The sequence below is a fragment of the Sinorhizobium americanum genome, from assembly GCF_001651855.1.
GTDB lineage: Bacteria > Pseudomonadota > Alphaproteobacteria > Rhizobiales > Rhizobiaceae > Sinorhizobium > Sinorhizobium americanum.
This window is the reverse complement of the sequence record NZ_LNQC01000053.1, coordinates 298,066-311,025: the sequence shown is the minus strand read 5'-3', so window position 1 is coordinate 311,025 and position 12,960 is coordinate 298,066. Positions and strand designations below refer to the sequence as shown.

General features: G+C 63.0%; 15 protein-coding genes. 6 read left to right on the top strand and 9 right to left on the bottom strand.

What is annotated here, in order from left to right; all coding sequences use genetic code 11:
• The first annotated feature begins 180 nt into the window (after window positions 1–180).
• From ATC00_RS15365 to ATC00_RS15350, 4 genes are read left to right on the top strand one after another with little or no spacing between them, the layout of a single operon-like run.
• Window positions 181–1,137: a carbohydrate ABC transporter permease gene (locus tag ATC00_RS15365; protein ID WP_064253448.1), complete on the top strand. Its 957-nt coding sequence runs from the start codon at window positions 181–183 to the stop codon at window positions 1,135–1,137.
• Window positions 1,130–2,023: a carbohydrate ABC transporter permease gene (locus tag ATC00_RS15360; RefSeq protein WP_064253447.1), complete on the top strand. Its 894-nt coding sequence runs from the start codon at window positions 1,130–1,132 to the stop codon at window positions 2,021–2,023. Before ATC00_RS15365 ends, ATC00_RS15360 begins: the two co-directional genes overlap by 8 nt.
• A 3-nt stretch (window positions 2,024–2,026) precedes the next feature.
• Window positions 2,027–3,748, top strand: coding sequence for a beta-fructofuranosidase (locus tag ATC00_RS15355; RefSeq protein ID WP_064253446.1), 1,722 nt, complete (start codon window positions 2,027–2,029; stop codon window positions 3,746–3,748).
• Between the two features lie 22 nt (window positions 3,749–3,770).
• On the top strand, window positions 3,771–4,817 hold the full coding sequence (locus tag ATC00_RS15350) for an ABC transporter ATP-binding protein (RefSeq protein WP_064253445.1): 1,047 nt from the start codon (window positions 3,771–3,773) through the stop codon (window positions 4,815–4,817).
• Window positions 4,818–4,869: 52 nt separating this feature from the next.
• On the opposite strand, the gene ATC00_RS15345 is transcribed toward ATC00_RS15350, so the two are convergent.
• From ATC00_RS15345 to ATC00_RS15330, 4 genes are read right to left on the bottom strand one after another with little or no spacing between them, the layout of a single operon-like run.
• Entirely contained in the window at window positions 4,870–5,631 is a 762-nt protein-coding gene (locus ATC00_RS15345) for an ABC transporter ATP-binding protein (RefSeq protein WP_064253444.1), read from the bottom strand.
• Window positions 5,625–6,695: a FecCD family ABC transporter permease gene (locus ATC00_RS15340; RefSeq protein ID WP_064253443.1), complete on the bottom strand. Its 1,071-nt coding sequence runs from the start codon at window positions 6,693–6,695 to the stop codon at window positions 5,625–5,627. Before ATC00_RS15340 ends, ATC00_RS15345 begins: the two co-directional genes overlap by 7 nt.
• Complete coding sequence (locus ATC00_RS15335; RefSeq protein ID WP_064253442.1) at window positions 6,692–7,828, bottom strand: ABC transporter substrate-binding protein; 1,137 nt, start codon at window positions 7,826–7,828, stop codon at window positions 6,692–6,694. Before ATC00_RS15335 ends, ATC00_RS15340 begins: the two co-directional genes overlap by 4 nt.
• Window positions 7,829–7,878: 50 nt before the next feature.
• Window positions 7,879–9,012: an ABC transporter substrate-binding protein gene (locus ATC00_RS15330; RefSeq protein ID WP_037384188.1), complete on the bottom strand. Its 1,134-nt coding sequence runs from the start codon at window positions 9,010–9,012 to the stop codon at window positions 7,879–7,881.
• A 103-nt stretch (window positions 9,013–9,115) separates the two neighbouring features.
• Here ATC00_RS15330 and ATC00_RS15325 point away from each other — a divergent pair, with 103 nt between their 5' ends.
• Both ATC00_RS15325 and ATC00_RS15320 read left to right on the top strand, forming a co-directional pair.
• Complete coding sequence (locus ATC00_RS15325; RefSeq protein ID WP_037384182.1) at window positions 9,116–9,925, top strand: class I SAM-dependent methyltransferase; 810 nt, start codon at window positions 9,116–9,118, stop codon at window positions 9,923–9,925.
• 232 nt (window positions 9,926–10,157) lie between these two features.
• On the top strand, window positions 10,158–10,604 hold the full coding sequence (locus ATC00_RS15320; protein ID WP_037384179.1) for a DUF4168 domain-containing protein: 447 nt from the start codon (window positions 10,158–10,160) through the stop codon (window positions 10,602–10,604).
• A 71-nt stretch (window positions 10,605–10,675) separates the two neighbouring features.
• Here ATC00_RS15320 and ATC00_RS15315 read toward each other — a convergent pair whose 3' ends face one another.
• The 5 genes from ATC00_RS15315 to ATC00_RS33950 form a co-directional block, all read right to left on the bottom strand.
• Window positions 10,676–11,338, bottom strand: coding sequence for a DUF6766 family protein (locus tag ATC00_RS15315; RefSeq protein WP_064253441.1), 663 nt, complete (start codon window positions 11,336–11,338; stop codon window positions 10,676–10,678).
• A 44-nt stretch (window positions 11,339–11,382) separates the two neighbouring features.
• Entirely contained in the window at window positions 11,383–11,868 is a 486-nt protein-coding gene (locus ATC00_RS15310; protein ID WP_082912350.1) for a hypothetical protein, read from the bottom strand.
• A 57-nt stretch (window positions 11,869–11,925) separates the two neighbouring features.
• Complete coding sequence (locus ATC00_RS15305) at window positions 11,926–12,363, bottom strand: CBS domain-containing protein (protein ID WP_037384175.1); 438 nt, start codon at window positions 12,361–12,363, stop codon at window positions 11,926–11,928.
• Window positions 12,364–12,450: 87 nt separating this feature from the next.
• A complete protein-coding gene (locus ATC00_RS15300) occupies window positions 12,451–12,714 on the bottom strand; it encodes a DUF2934 domain-containing protein (RefSeq protein ID WP_161951911.1) in 264 nt (87 codons plus the stop codon).
• Window positions 12,715–12,767: 53 nt separating this feature from the next.
• On the bottom strand, window positions 12,768–12,950 hold the full coding sequence (locus ATC00_RS33950) for a hypothetical protein (RefSeq protein WP_072642909.1): 183 nt from the start codon (window positions 12,948–12,950) through the stop codon (window positions 12,768–12,770).
• Window positions 12,951–12,960: the final 10 nt, after the last annotated feature.

Here is a 12,960-nt window from a genome sequence, read left to right as displayed (position 1 = left end):
ACGGCATCAGGGTCACGGATTGGAGAATGGTTCAGAACCGAAGGGCAGAAACAACCTGTCCAACGGAAGGGAAGAGACTTAACCGATCGGCGGCCAATGCCGCTCAAAAAGCAACCGGACCCGAGGAAAAGCCGCCGAATAACGGTGTTTTCCCCTTGAGTTCTTTCATTGGAGGAGATCATGACCTTGCAGCAACCGGCGCTGACCACAACGGCAGCCCCGGCGCGCCCTGCCCGACGCAAAGCCAAGGGCCGCAGGGATCGGGGCCGCCTGTTCCAGGAGATCGGCATGCTGGCGCCGGCGGTGGTGCTGTTGACGATCTTCCTGATCGTGCCGTTCCTCCTGTCGTTCTGGACGGCCATGACCAATCAACCGCTGGTGCCGCGTCCGACGCCGGTGCGCTTCATCGGTCTCACCAACTTCCTGAGAATCTTGAAAGACGACCTGTTCTGGACTTCGCTCTGGAACGTCTCGCGCTTCACCTTCTGGATCCTGCCGGTGCAATGCGGGCTCGCCTTCGCGACCGCCTTGCTGCTGCATCAGAAGCTGCCGTTGCGCAATTTCTTCCGCGGGCTGTTCTTCCTGCCCGCCATCACCTCGATGGTCGTTGTCTGCGTCATCTGGGGAACACTGTTCCAATACCCAACCGGGCCGCTCAACCAGGTGATTGGGCTCCTCTCCGGCGGGCACATCCAGCCGATCGACTGGCTCGGCGATCCCAACTGGGCGATGTTCTCGATCGTGTTGCTCTCGGCCTGGCAGGCCTACGGCTTCCAGATGATCGTCTATCTGGCCGGCCTGCAGGGTATTCCCGACGAGCTCTACGATGCCGCCCGCATCGACGGCGCCAATGCCTTCCAGCGCTTCTGGCATGTGACCATGCCGGGTCTGAGACCGACGCATGTCTTCGTGCTGGTCATTACCACCATCCAGGCCTTCAAGCTCTATACCCAGGTCGCAGTCCTGACCCAGGGCGGGCCGAAAAGCAGCACCGAAACCGTGGTGCACTACATGGTGCGAACCGGCTTCGAAGAGCAGAAGCTGGGGCTTGCCTCGGCCGTGTCGGTCATTCTGTTCCTCATCGTTCTCGTCATTGCGCTGCTGCAGCGCCAGCTTCTGAGGCGTTTCGATGTCTGATGTCGCCCTTTCCGCAACACAAATGGAGGTGAAGCGCGAGCGCTCCGCGATCGGTTCGCTGCGTCTCATGCAGACCGCCTGCATCCTCGTCATCGCCCTCGTCATCGTCTCGCCGCTGTTCATGCTGCTGGTGGCGAGCCTCAAGGACGATCGCTTTCAGATCCTCGCCGATATGGGCAGTTTCCGCGCCTTCTGGGTGTCCAATCCGACGCTGTCGAACTTCGCGGAGGTCGGCAACCTCTCGGGCGAGCTCGCCTACGGCCGCTACCTCCTGAATTCGCTGTTCATTCTCGCATGCACGGTGGGCGCCGGGCTGATCGTCAATTCCATGGCCGGCTTCGTGCTCGCCTGGGGCTCGCTGCGCGGCCGGGCCTTGATCCTGTCGCTGGTCATCGCCCTCTATGTCATCCCGCAGGAAAGCATCATCATGCCGCTCGTCATCATGGTGTCGCGTGCCGGCCTCACGGACACCTTCACGGTGCAGATCGTGCCCTGGGTCGCCAGCCCGCTTTACATCTTCCTGTTTTACCAGTTCTTCGCACAGCTTCCGAAGGAGCTCTTCGAAGCGGCCGAGGTGGACGGCGCCTCGGTGTTCCGCATCTACCGCTCGATTTTCCTGCCCTTGAGCCTGCCGGCACTCGCCACCGTCTCGATCCTCATGGGGATCGAGGCCTGGAACCAGTATCTCTGGCCGATCCTGGTGACGCAGACCGACTACGCTCGGCCGATCGCCGTCGCCATCGCCACCTTCTTCGGCCAGGACAGCATCTACTGGGATCGCGCCATGGCCGCCTCCGTCCTGATGATGCTCCCGATCCTCGCCCTCTATCTCGCCTTCCAGCGCTGGTTCGTAAGTTCCTTCGTTGGCTCCGCCGTGAAAGGTTGATCAATGACAAGCCATGCAAATCCCTCCTCGGTTCTCGACGGCAGCCTCAAGACGCTGAGTGCCGCCCTTCCCGCCGGCACGACAATCCATGCCTGGCTGAAGGCGGTCTACCCGGGAACGCCGGCTGAGCTTAGAGCCGATCAGGAAGGACGCGACGCCGGTCGACTGACGGCTCGCAACAGCGAGGAATTCGAGTTCCAATCGCTGGTAATCGAGAGCGGCGGCGAAACGACATTGACCTATGACGCGACAACCACCGCCCTCTCCATCGTCTACGCCTTTTCGGAAAAGGAGGTGCTCGAAACCGGCATCCGCATCCTCTTCACCGGCGAGGCCAATGCGGCACCCGCCGTTCCCGGCAGCTACCATTTCCGCCCGCCCTTCGGCTGGATGAACGACCCGAACGGCTTCGGCCGCTTTGGCGACAAGGTCCATCTCTTCTACCAGCATTATCCGCACAGCCTGCGCTGGAACACCATGCACTGGGGCCATGCCGTCTCCGACGACTATCTCCGCTGGAAGCATCTACCGGTCTTTCTCTTCCCGTCGGCCAAGCTTTCGGCCCGCGCCGACGGCCGCGGCGGCGCTTTTTCCGGTTCGGCAATCCCGCTTGCCGGAGAGGAACCCGGCATCCGTGTCTTATTCACCGAGCAGGTCAAGGACCGCGACCCGGAAGAGCAGATCCAGTTGACAGCTGTCACCCGCGACCAGATTGCCGCCGGCCCGGCCGAGGTCATTCTTCCCGAGCGCCCGGCGGACCTCGACCTGACACTCGATTTCCGCGATCCCTATGTGATCAAGGGTCCGGATGGCCGCTGGAAGATGCTTCTCGGCAGCCGCGACCACGCCGGTGGCGTCATTCTGCTCTACGAGACAGAGGACCCGGATGCGGCACATGGCTGGACCTTCGTCGGTATCCTGCACCGCGAGGATCGTTTCGGAATGACGGCGGCCGAATGCCCGTGCATCGTGCCGCTCGACGGCCCGGCCCATGACCCGCAAACCCGCTGGGCACTGATCTTCGGCCTCCTGACCAGTCGCGACCCGGCGACCGGCCGCCGCAACATCACCATCGCGACCGTCGGCCGCTTCGACGGTGGGAGTTTCGTCAAGGAATTCGAGCAGGAACTCGATTTCGGCACCGACGCCTATGCTTTCCAGGCATTTGTCGATCAGTCCGGTCCCGTCGGCATCGCCTGGCTGGCGAATTGGACGGAGATCTCGAAGAAGGCCGATTTCCCGACCGCCATGACGCTGCCACGACGCGTCCTGCTCAACGACGGCGCTCTGCTGACGTCGCCGGTCGACGCAGTCGACAGCCTGCGCCAACACCTAATCGACGAGACCCGCTTGCCGTCCGGCGAAACGGTCGAGCTTGGCAACGGCGCCGTCGAGATCGTCATCGACCTTGCGGCCGCAGGCGCGGCCTTCGACCTCGAATTCGATCATCCCGACGTCGAGCTCGGCCTTAGGCTCGACCAGGAGGGCCTGAGCATCCTCTACGACGTTCCCGACGGCAAATGGCTGCCCCGCTACATCGCGGCAGGCGCGCGCCCCTCGACGCTTCGCCTCTTCCTCGACAAGGGATCGATCGAGGTCTTTGCCGACAACGGCCGCTGGACCGGGTCAAAGCGCCTGCCCGGTTTCGAGGGCGTTCGTTCGGCGCGCCTTGCCGCCCCGAAAGGGACTATCTCCGCCGCACGCATCTGGCAGCTTAAGCTCTGAAGGACAGGAAGGGAGGAACGAGATGGCATCCGTCACGATCGAACAGGTTCGCAAGCAATACGGCGCCGTGCCGGTAATCCACGGCGTCTCCATGGACATCGAGGATGGCGAGTTCGTCACCCTCGTCGGTCCGTCCGGCTGCGGCAAGTCGACCCTCCTGCGCATGCTTGCCGGGCTCGAGGACATCACCGACGGCGAAATCCGCATCGGCGGTCGCCTCGTCAATGACGTCGCTCCGAAAGAGCGTGACATTGCCATGGTGTTCCAGAGCTACGCGCTCTATCCGCACATGACCGTCGCGGAAAACATGGGCTTCGCGCTGAAGCTCAAGGGTGAAGGCAAGGCGGCGATCGAAAAGCGCGTGCGCGAAGCGGCCGACATCCTGGCGCTCGGGCCGTTGCTCGACCGTCTGCCGAAACAGCTTTCCGGCGGTCAGCGCCAGCGCGTCGCCATGGGGCGGGCGATCGTGCGCCATCCGCAGGTCTTCCTGTTCGACGAACCGCTGTCGAACCTCGACGCAAAGCTGCGCGTCACGATGCGCGCCGAGATCAAGGACCTGCACCAGCGGCTGAAGACGACGACCGTCTACGTTACCCACGATCAGATCGAAGCGATGACCATGGCGGACCGGATCGTCGTCATGCGCGGCGGCAATGTCGAGCAGATCGGCAAGCCGCTCGAGCTTTACGACCGTCCGGCCAACACCTTCGTCGCGACCTTCATCGGCTCGCCGGCAATGAACCTCTTTGAAGGCTCGGTCGTGAATGGAGAGTTCGCCACGCGCAACGGCGCCTCGCTGCCCATGCCGACTCGCTATCAAGGCGCAGCGGCGGCCGTCTACGGCATCCGGCCGGAACATCTCGCCCTCGCAGACAACGGTGTGCCGGCGACGGTGGTCGTCGTGGAGCCGACCGGCTCCGAAACCCACGTGCGCGTCAAGCTCGGCTCGGCGGAAGCCAACCTTGTCCTCAGGGATCGGATCGATCTTAAGCCCGGCCAACAAGTGCATGTCGCCCCGGACCTCGCCAAGCTGCATCTGTTTTGCGCGCAGGGAACGCGCGTCAACTGAGGTCTCCGCCTCGACCTCCATGTGTCGCGCCGCGTCGGCGCGACCGCTCCGCTCAACGGAGGGGAATGGAATCGTCGACAATGATCACGGGCCGGCCGTGCGAACAGGATTCGACCCGGGCTTCGACTCGGTAGACCGATTTCAGCATCTCGGCGGTGATCACCTGGTGCGTCGGCCCGCTCGCGGCCACCGAGCCGCCACTGATCACGATCGTGTCGTCGCAGTAGCGAAGCGCGTGGTTCAGGTCATGCAGCGCAATCAGCACCGCCATGCCCGACTGCTCGGCGAGCCGCTTCATGAAGCCGAGCACTTCGATCTGGCGGAAGAGGTCGAGCGCCGAAGTCGGCTCGTCCATGAGCAGAACTTCCGGCTTGCGTACCAGCGCCTGGGCAATCGAGACGAGCTGCCGCTGGCCACCGGAGAGTTCGCCGAGGCCGCGAAACGCCAGGTCGTCGATCCTGAGTGCCGCCAGCACCCGGTCGATTTCGGCGAGTTCGCCGTTCTTCACCTTCCAGCCGGAACCCTGCTTGGCCGAAAGCAGGACGGATTCGTAGACCGTCAGCACCGCATTGGCGCCGGTGTCCTGCGGCATGTAACAGATCGTCTCCGGCCCTTTTTCCGTGTCGGTGAGGTGGACAAGACCGGGACCGGCGGCGAGCCCTGCAATGCGCTTGAAGAGCGTCGATTTGCCGGCGGCGTTCGGGCCGATGACCGCAGTCAGGCCCCCGCCTCTGAGCGTGCCGGTGTCGATGCCGGACAGCACGGTGCGCCGACCATAGGTGGCGCCGACCGCGTCTAACCTCAGGGCTACCATGCGCGCCTCCTGTTGGTGAAAATCAGCACGAAGAAGAACGGCACGCCGACCAGCGCCGTGATGATGCCGATCGGCAGCACCGCGCCCGGAATGATCATCTTGCTAACGACGGACGTGACGGACAGCAGGAGCGCGCCACAGAGCACCGAGGCTGGCAGGAAGAAGCGCTGGTCCTCGCCGACCAGCATGCGGGCGATGTGCGGGCCGACGAGGCCGACGAAGCCGATCGTGCCTACGAAGGAGACGGGGATCGCTGCAAGCAGGCTGACGATCAGCATCGTCTCGAGCCTGAGGCGACGGACATTGATACCGAAGCTCGCTGCCTTGTCGTCGCCGAGCCGGAGCGCCGTCAGCGCCCAGGCATGCCGGGCAAAGAGCGGCACGGCAACGATGAGCACGGCCGCGGTGATCCAGACCTTCGGCCAGGTCGCCTTGGTCAGGCTCCCCATCGTCCAGAAGACGACGGCGGCGAGCGCCTGTTCGGAAGCGAGATATTCGAGCAGCGACAGCGCCGCGTTGAAGGTGAAGACGAGCGCGATGCCGAGGAGCACGATCGTTTCGACGGTGACCCCATGCATGGTCGAGGCGAAATGGATGAACAGCGCCGCCAGCATCGCCATCAGAAAGGCGTTGAGCGGCACCATGTACTGGACCGCGACGGGAAACACCGCGACGCCGGCAACGAGCCCGAGGGCGGCGCCGAAGCCGGCCGCCGCCGAAATGCCGAGCGTGAAGGGGCTTGCCAGCGGATTGGCGAGGATCGTCTGCATCTGGGCGCCGGCGACCGACAGCGAAGCGCCGACGGTCACCGCCATCAGCGCGATCGGCATGCGGATGTCCCAGATTACGACGCGCAGCTGGTCGGTTACCGTGTCGGAGCTGAACAGCGCCGTCAGCACGTCCGCAAGCGGATAGTTCGCCGGTCCGAGCGCCATGTCGACCGCGACCGAAAGGAACAAGGCGGCGATCAGCCCGGAGAGTATCAGGATCCGGCGCGCCACAAGGGCGCGGTAGCGACCGCGCCCTTCGAGGCCGGAGATTTCGTCGGCGATCGCGACCATCATTCACCCCCGTCCGAAAGCGAGACGAAATAGCCGGCCCGGTAGGCGATCGGCAGGAACTTCTCATGAAATTCGCGGAAGGTCCGGTCCGGATCGATATCGGCGAAAAGTTCGGGATGAAACCATTTGGCGAATTGCAAGATCGGCACGAACTCATAGGGCGCGCCGTAGAACTGATGCCAGACGGCATGCACCGTGCCCGCCTTCACGGCCTTGAGCGTGGCAAAGGCCGGCCGTTCCATCAGCCCCTTCAGCCGCTTTTGCGCGGCTTGCAGATCGGCGCCGCGGCCGACGCTGACGAACTGGTTGACGTCGGACTCGGCCGACCAGTTGCTGCCGGTGACGATCACATGGTCCGGATTGGCAACGACGAGTTGCTCGGGATTGAGGTCGCCGAAGGTCGCCGCGATTACGTCGGAGCCGATATTGTGGCCGCCGGCCTTTTCCACCATCTCGCCGAAATTCGCCGGTCCAAAGGTGCGGCAGCAGGCCGTGTCGCCGGTGATCCCGGGCGAACGTTCGATGAAGACCTTCGGGCGCGCAATCGCACCGGCCTCGGCGAGGCGGTCGGTGACGACGGCAATCTGGGCGCGTCGATAGTCGATGAACTCCTTTGCCCGCGCCTCGGCGCCGAAAATCTGGCCGAGGATTTCGATCGACTTCTCGCTGTTCTTCGCCGGATCGACGCGGAAATCGAGATAGACGACGGCGATGCCGGCAGCGGCAGCCTTATCGATGAAGCCCGACTCCTCGACTGCCTCCTGCGCTTCGAGGTTCAATGTCAACACGTCCGGCTTCAGCGCGATTGCCGCCTCCAGGCTGAAGTCCCCGCTCGGGATATAACCGAAGCGCGGCAGCTTCTCGATGGCCGGAAAGCGCTCGCGGTAGCCCTCATAGGAATCCGGATCCTTCATGATCAGATCGTCGCGCCAGCCGACGATCGTGTCGAAGACATGCTCGCCCCTGAGCACCGCCGCGATGTGGATCTGCCGCGCCTCCCCGAGCAGGATCCGTTTGGCCGGCAGCTCGATCTCGACCTTCCGGCCGGTGACATCGGTTACTTCCGCCGCAACGGCCGGCGCCGCGGCAAAAACCGCGGCGACAAGTGCCAGGACGACTTTCTTCAGGTTCCGCATTTCAAAACCTCGCAAAAGCGATCGGAGGGCTTGTGCCCTCCGATCCAGATTTACTGGCCGACATTCAGCGACACGAAGTATCCGCTCTTGTAGGGAAGCGGCAGGAAGCGCTCATGCAGTTCCTTGAACGTCGCGTCCGGGTCGAGGTCCTTGAAGAGGTCCGGATGCAGCCACTTGGCGATCTGCTGGATGGCGACGAACTGGTACGGGTTGTTGTAGAACTGGTGCCAGATGGCGTGGACATTGCCTTCCTTCACCGCTTTGACGCCGGTGAAGGCCGGGCGCTTCGTCAGGTTTTCGAGCTTGCGGAAGGCTTCCTTCTCATCCGCGCCATAGCCGACGCCGACCCAGTTGCCGCCCGGAACGTAACCTTCCCAGTTGCCGCCGGTGATGATGATCTGATCGGGGTTCGAAGCGATGATCTGCTCCGGATTGACCGTCCCGAACGTCCCCGGAATGATCTCCTTCGCCATGTTGATGCCGCCGGCGAACTCGACCATCTTGCCGAAATTCTCGTCGCCGAAGGACATGCAGCAGTCGTCGGAATAGCCGCCGGCGCGCTCCATGAAGACGAGCGGCTTCTTCGGATTGGCCTTGGCCAGCACGTCCGTCACCTTGGCGATGCTGTCGGCGCGGAACTTGATGAATTCCTCGGCCTTTTCTTCCTTGCCGAACAGCTTGCCGATCAGGCGCATGCTCGGTTCGGTGTTTTCCATCGGCTTCTCGCGGAAGTCGACATAGACGAGCGGAATGCCGACCTTTTCGAGCTTCTCGATATAGCCCGCCTCTTCCGTCGCCGTCTTGGCGTCGATATTCATCAGCATGACGTCGGGCTTCAGCGCCACCGCCTGCTCGATGTCGAAGGTGCCGTCCTTCATGCCGCCGAAGGCCGGCAGCTTGGCGATGTCAGGATACTTGGCGAGATAGGCGGCATAGGTTTCCGGATCAGCCTTCGTCAGGTCGTCGCGCCAGCCGACAACCCGCTTGAAGGGCTCGTCCTTGTCCAGGGCGCCGACGAAATAGATCTGCCGACCTTCACCGAGGATCACGTGCTGGACTGGCACATTGACCTCGACCTCGCGGCCCGTGATGTCCTTCACCTTGACCGTGTCGGCGAGTGCGGCGCTCGAAAAAAGCACGCAAAGGCCCGCGGCGGCGGAAGCCACCCTGTTGAAAACCTTCATTGATCCCTGCTCCTTTGGAAAACGCTGCCTTCTAATGTTTCATGACTTTACCAGTCAACATTTATCTTTTAGAACGCTTCCAAACAGGAGAGGCGGACTGGTAATGAGCGACGTGGCGGCGGGCCGGAACTACGATCTTCGCGACGAAATAAAGACCTATTGGTCGGAACGTGCCGCCACTTTCGATCTTTCTCCGGGACACGAGATTTTTTCCGAGGAAGAGCGCGCCGCCTGGCACCGGCTTTTCCTGCGCCATCTCGGGCAAGGCGACGGGCGCGCCGCACTCGACATTGCGAGCGGCACCGGCGTCATTTCGCACCTGCTCGACGATCTCGACTTCAAGGTCACCGGTCTCGACTGGGCCGAGCCCATGCTCGAGCGGGCACGGCAGAAGGCAAGAAGCCGCAAACGTGCCATTTCCTTCCGCATGGGCGACGCGGAAAGCACGATGGAGCCGGACGACCACTACGACGTCATCGTCAACCGGCATCTGGTCTGGACGCTCGTCGATCCGGCTGCGGCCTTTGCCGAATGGCTGCGCGTGCTGAAGCCCGGCGGCACGCTTCTGATCGTCGACGGCGATTTCGTCAATACGGGTGCGCTGGAGCGGCTGTTCTCCAGATTGAGCGCCTGGGGACAGCGCGCCGGCGTTTTCAAGCCGGACGCACCCATGCACTCGCGCGAGATGATGGAGACCCACCGGAGCATCCTCTCCCGTGTCCATTTCGCCAACGGCGCGCGCGCCGAGGCCGTTGTCGAACTCCTTAAGGCCACCGGCTTTACGGACATCGTCGTCGATACCGATCTCGGCGAAATCCACCGGACGCAGGCGAAGAACTGGAACTTCTTCAAGGGGCTGGCGAGACGCAGCCAGCACCGTTATGCGATCCGCGCAAGCAAGCGCGCCGCCTGAGGCGAACGGTACCTGACTGCCACCGCTGGCTGTACTCACTTTCTCGCTCAAGAGAAGCGCGGGGTCACAAAGCTGCCGCGCAATGGTCAGCAAATTGCCCCGACATCGCCCAACCGAGCACTTTTGAGGGCTACATGGTCTAGCGCCGCTGCGTCGCACACGACACGGAGCGGTTGAGCAAGGCGGTATTACGTCATGCACGTCCAAGAGGGCACGTCAAAGAGGAATGAATATGATCACTCGTTACACCCGCGTTGCATCGCTGACCGCTGCAGTCTTCGGCCTGATGGTTGTGAGCCCGGCCTCCGCGCTGGAACTTGCCCAGGCCCAGGAAACACAGCCGGCGCAACAGACGGCCCCGGCGCAGCCAAGCGCCAAGGGCGCCCCGATCAGCGAACAGAAGATCGAGGCCTTCGCGGTCGCCTACCTTCAGGTCGACAAGGTCCGGCAGGAATACTCCGCCAAGATCGGAGCGACGCAGGACACAGCAGCAAAGGAGAAGCTGCAAAGCGAAGCCAGCCAGCAGATGGTCAAGGCCGTCGAGGCTTCGCCGAACATCTCGGTCGAGGAATATACGACCATTCTGACGGCCGCGCAGAACGATCCGGCGCTTGCCAAGAAGGTCCAGGAAAAGCTTCAGAGCACCGCGCCTGCCGAGCAGGCTCCAGCGCAGCAGTAATCCACGGTTCCGACTGCAGACGCTTTCGGCGTTCCGACATCTCGTTCGGGACGCCGAAACGTTTCTGGCCTCTACTTTCCGGTTGCGCTTAACGGCGCAGCGACTGGCTTCGACTCCGGCGATCCGCGGAAACGCAAGAAAATGGAGAGCAGAACCAGCAGCAGTGTGGACAGGAACTCCGATTGCCAGTTCTGAAAACACTCGAACCAGAACTCGGCATCGGCCAGTCGCGTCCAGAGGCCAACAGGCGGCTCGCCATGACGCATCGCCTCGATGTTCGCCGCCGCTGCGCTGGCGCGCAGATGGAAAACAAAGCTCAGGACGAACAGTCCGGCAAGCACGATGCCCAGCGAATAGGAATAGAGTGTCCTGATCAACGGCCCTTGCCGAACGGGCCAGGGTGCCTTCGGATCATCCTTCTTCTTGAAAGCATCTTCATCCACTTCGTCCTGAAGGGCGTCCGGGTCCTTGGATTCGGCCGAGCCGCGCTGGTAGAGGAACGCCGTAAGGCACACATAGGCCGCCATCTGCAGAAATTCGCTCTCCCAGTTTTCGAATAGAGCGGACAGGAAGTGGCCAGTGAAGAGATAATCGGCGACCGTCACGGTGGCTTCGCCGTGCATGATCGCCTCTTGATTGAAGGCATGAGCGCCGGCGAATATCATGCCCGCGATGGTTGCGGCGGTGAGGATGGTCAGTGTAATGCTCAGTCCGTGGTCACGCAGAAACGACATTCACTTTCTCCGCCATTGCGGTTCTACGCTAGATCCCCCGTGCATCAAGTGACGAGCCAGAAGAAGGTCCCCGCCACGAGAATGAAAAGGCCGATCGCCGCAAGCAGGCGAAGCATCCCGGCATTGGTCGTATTGCCAAGGATCCTGTTCCAGGCTTCGCCGCCCGTTCCTTCGTCACTGCTTTCCTGATGCTCCTGAGTTGCGGTTTCCTGTACCGTTCGGCCTTGGTCGTGTTTCGGCCTGGTCGGTTGAGCGCCGCCGCTGAAATCGCGCGGCGAAGGTTGTGGCGGGTCGACCGACATTCCGGCGCGTAGGTCCTGGGCGCCGCCGCCGACGTCCGAGGCGTCCGCTATGTGGTCTTCGCCGGAAGCATTCTCCGGCTGCAGCGATTGCAGATCTGCCGTCCTTTGCGGCTGCGGGCCCAGGCGACGAGCCGGCCACGATACATCCGGCGACTGGGATGTGCGGCGCGGGCGCCGCTCTGTGGGACCACCCTTCCCGAGCTCTCCGTTATCCTGTTTTTGCGGCATGCTGCCTCCATGGCTTGGCGCCCTTCACGGCGCCAATTCAATTTTCAGGGGAGCGCGTCAGTGCCGCCCGGCCTGATTGTGCTCGCCGCCAGGCATGGTCACGCCCTTCAGGCCCGTCCCCGCCACGGCGGGCTGCTCCCGCGCGGCGTCCGCCAAGGACACGATGCCGACGAGGCGCTTGTCGCGACTGACGACGGGTAGGCGCCGCACCTGGATGTCACCCATGTTCCGCGCCACGTCGTCGACCTCTTCGTCCTCGAAGCAATATTTGACGTCGGTCGTCATCACATCCCGCACTTTCGCCTGCGGATCGAGCCCGTCCGCCACGCCGCGCACGACGATGTCGCGGTCCGTCACCATGCCGACGAGGCGGTCATGGTCCTCGACCGGCATGAAGCCAATGTCGTTGTCCGCCATCTGCCGCGCCACATCTCTGATCGTGTCGTTGGGGGTCGCGAGATGAACGTCCCTGCTCATGATCTCCGATACATGCATTGTCCTGCTCCTTTTCTCGGAAGGTGCTGTCTGATCCAGCCAGGCCGTCCGGGGCCACGCCGAATCAGACAGCTGGGAAGCGGCATTTCAGTGCGCTCGCGCTCCGTTCCTGGCATTTTTTGTGCGGGGCGTGGGCGGCTTCGGGGTCGACACGGCATTCGTCGTTCCCTCGGTCTCGAGGCTGTCGCCTCCATTGGGGCTGGGCGTGCCTTGCCCTTCCATTTCCCGCGCTGCCTGCTCCCAATGGCGCTGGTGTTCGCCGTCGGGACGGCCCTCCTGCTCCCAGATCGCGTAAGCCCTGCGCTTGATGAGCTCTTCCCTGTCGTGTTCCATGTCCCTTACCTCGCTGATGAAAGCCGTGTCGGCAAAATGCAAACGGGACGACCGCCCATTTGTTCCATGGCTCAAACCCTATTCCAGCATCGATCGCCGGAGCCGCCGCCATAGCGAGGCGGCTCCGGATTCTCGTCGGGATTCGGTAGCGGCGCCTCGTCCGGAAGGCGATCGGGTTCAGGTTCGCCGATAGGCGGTTCCGGATCCCTCGGCGGCGGTGGCGGAGTCTGACCCGGCTGACGCGGATTTTGCACTGCTGCCTCC

What these genes read in the sequence shown, in the direction of transcription:
- ATC00_RS15325 (WP_037384182.1), top strand. Translation starts at nt 9,116, where the DNA reads ATGAGCGACGTGGCGGCGGGCCGGAACTACGATCTTCGCGACGAAATA.
- ATC00_RS15360 (WP_064253447.1), top strand. Translation starts at nt 1,130, where the DNA reads ATGTCTGATGTCGCCCTTTCCGCAACACAAATGGAGGTGAAGCGCGAG.
- ATC00_RS15350 (WP_064253445.1), top strand. Translation starts at nt 3,771, where the DNA reads ATGGCATCCGTCACGATCGAACAGGTTCGCAAGCAATACGGCGCCGTG.
- ATC00_RS15365 (WP_064253448.1), top strand. Translation starts at nt 181, where the DNA reads ATGACCTTGCAGCAACCGGCGCTGACCACAACGGCAGCCCCGGCGCGC.
- ATC00_RS15310 (WP_082912350.1), bottom strand. Translation starts at nt 11,868, where the DNA reads ATGCCGCAAAAACAGGATAACGGAGAGCTCGGGAAGGGTGGTCCCACA.
- ATC00_RS15340 (WP_064253443.1), bottom strand. Translation starts at nt 6,695, where the DNA reads ATGATGGTCGCGATCGCCGACGAAATCTCCGGCCTCGAAGGGCGCGGT.
- ATC00_RS15315 (WP_064253441.1), bottom strand. Translation starts at nt 11,338, where the DNA reads ATGTCGTTTCTGCGTGACCACGGACTGAGCATTACACTGACCATCCTC.
- ATC00_RS15355 (WP_064253446.1), top strand. Translation starts at nt 2,027, where the DNA reads ATGACAAGCCATGCAAATCCCTCCTCGGTTCTCGACGGCAGCCTCAAG.
- ATC00_RS15335 (WP_064253442.1), bottom strand. Translation starts at nt 7,828, where the DNA reads ATGCGGAACCTGAAGAAAGTCGTCCTGGCACTTGTCGCCGCGGTTTTT.
- ATC00_RS15330 (WP_037384188.1), bottom strand. Translation starts at nt 9,012, where the DNA reads ATGAAGGTTTTCAACAGGGTGGCTTCCGCCGCCGCGGGCCTTTGCGTG.
- ATC00_RS15320 (WP_037384179.1), top strand. Translation starts at nt 10,158, where the DNA reads ATGATCACTCGTTACACCCGCGTTGCATCGCTGACCGCTGCAGTCTTC.
- ATC00_RS15345 (WP_064253444.1), bottom strand. Translation starts at nt 5,631, where the DNA reads ATGGTAGCCCTGAGGTTAGACGCGGTCGGCGCCACCTATGGTCGGCGC.
- ATC00_RS15305 (WP_037384175.1), bottom strand. Translation starts at nt 12,363, where the DNA reads ATGCATGTATCGGAGATCATGAGCAGGGACGTTCATCTCGCGACCCCC.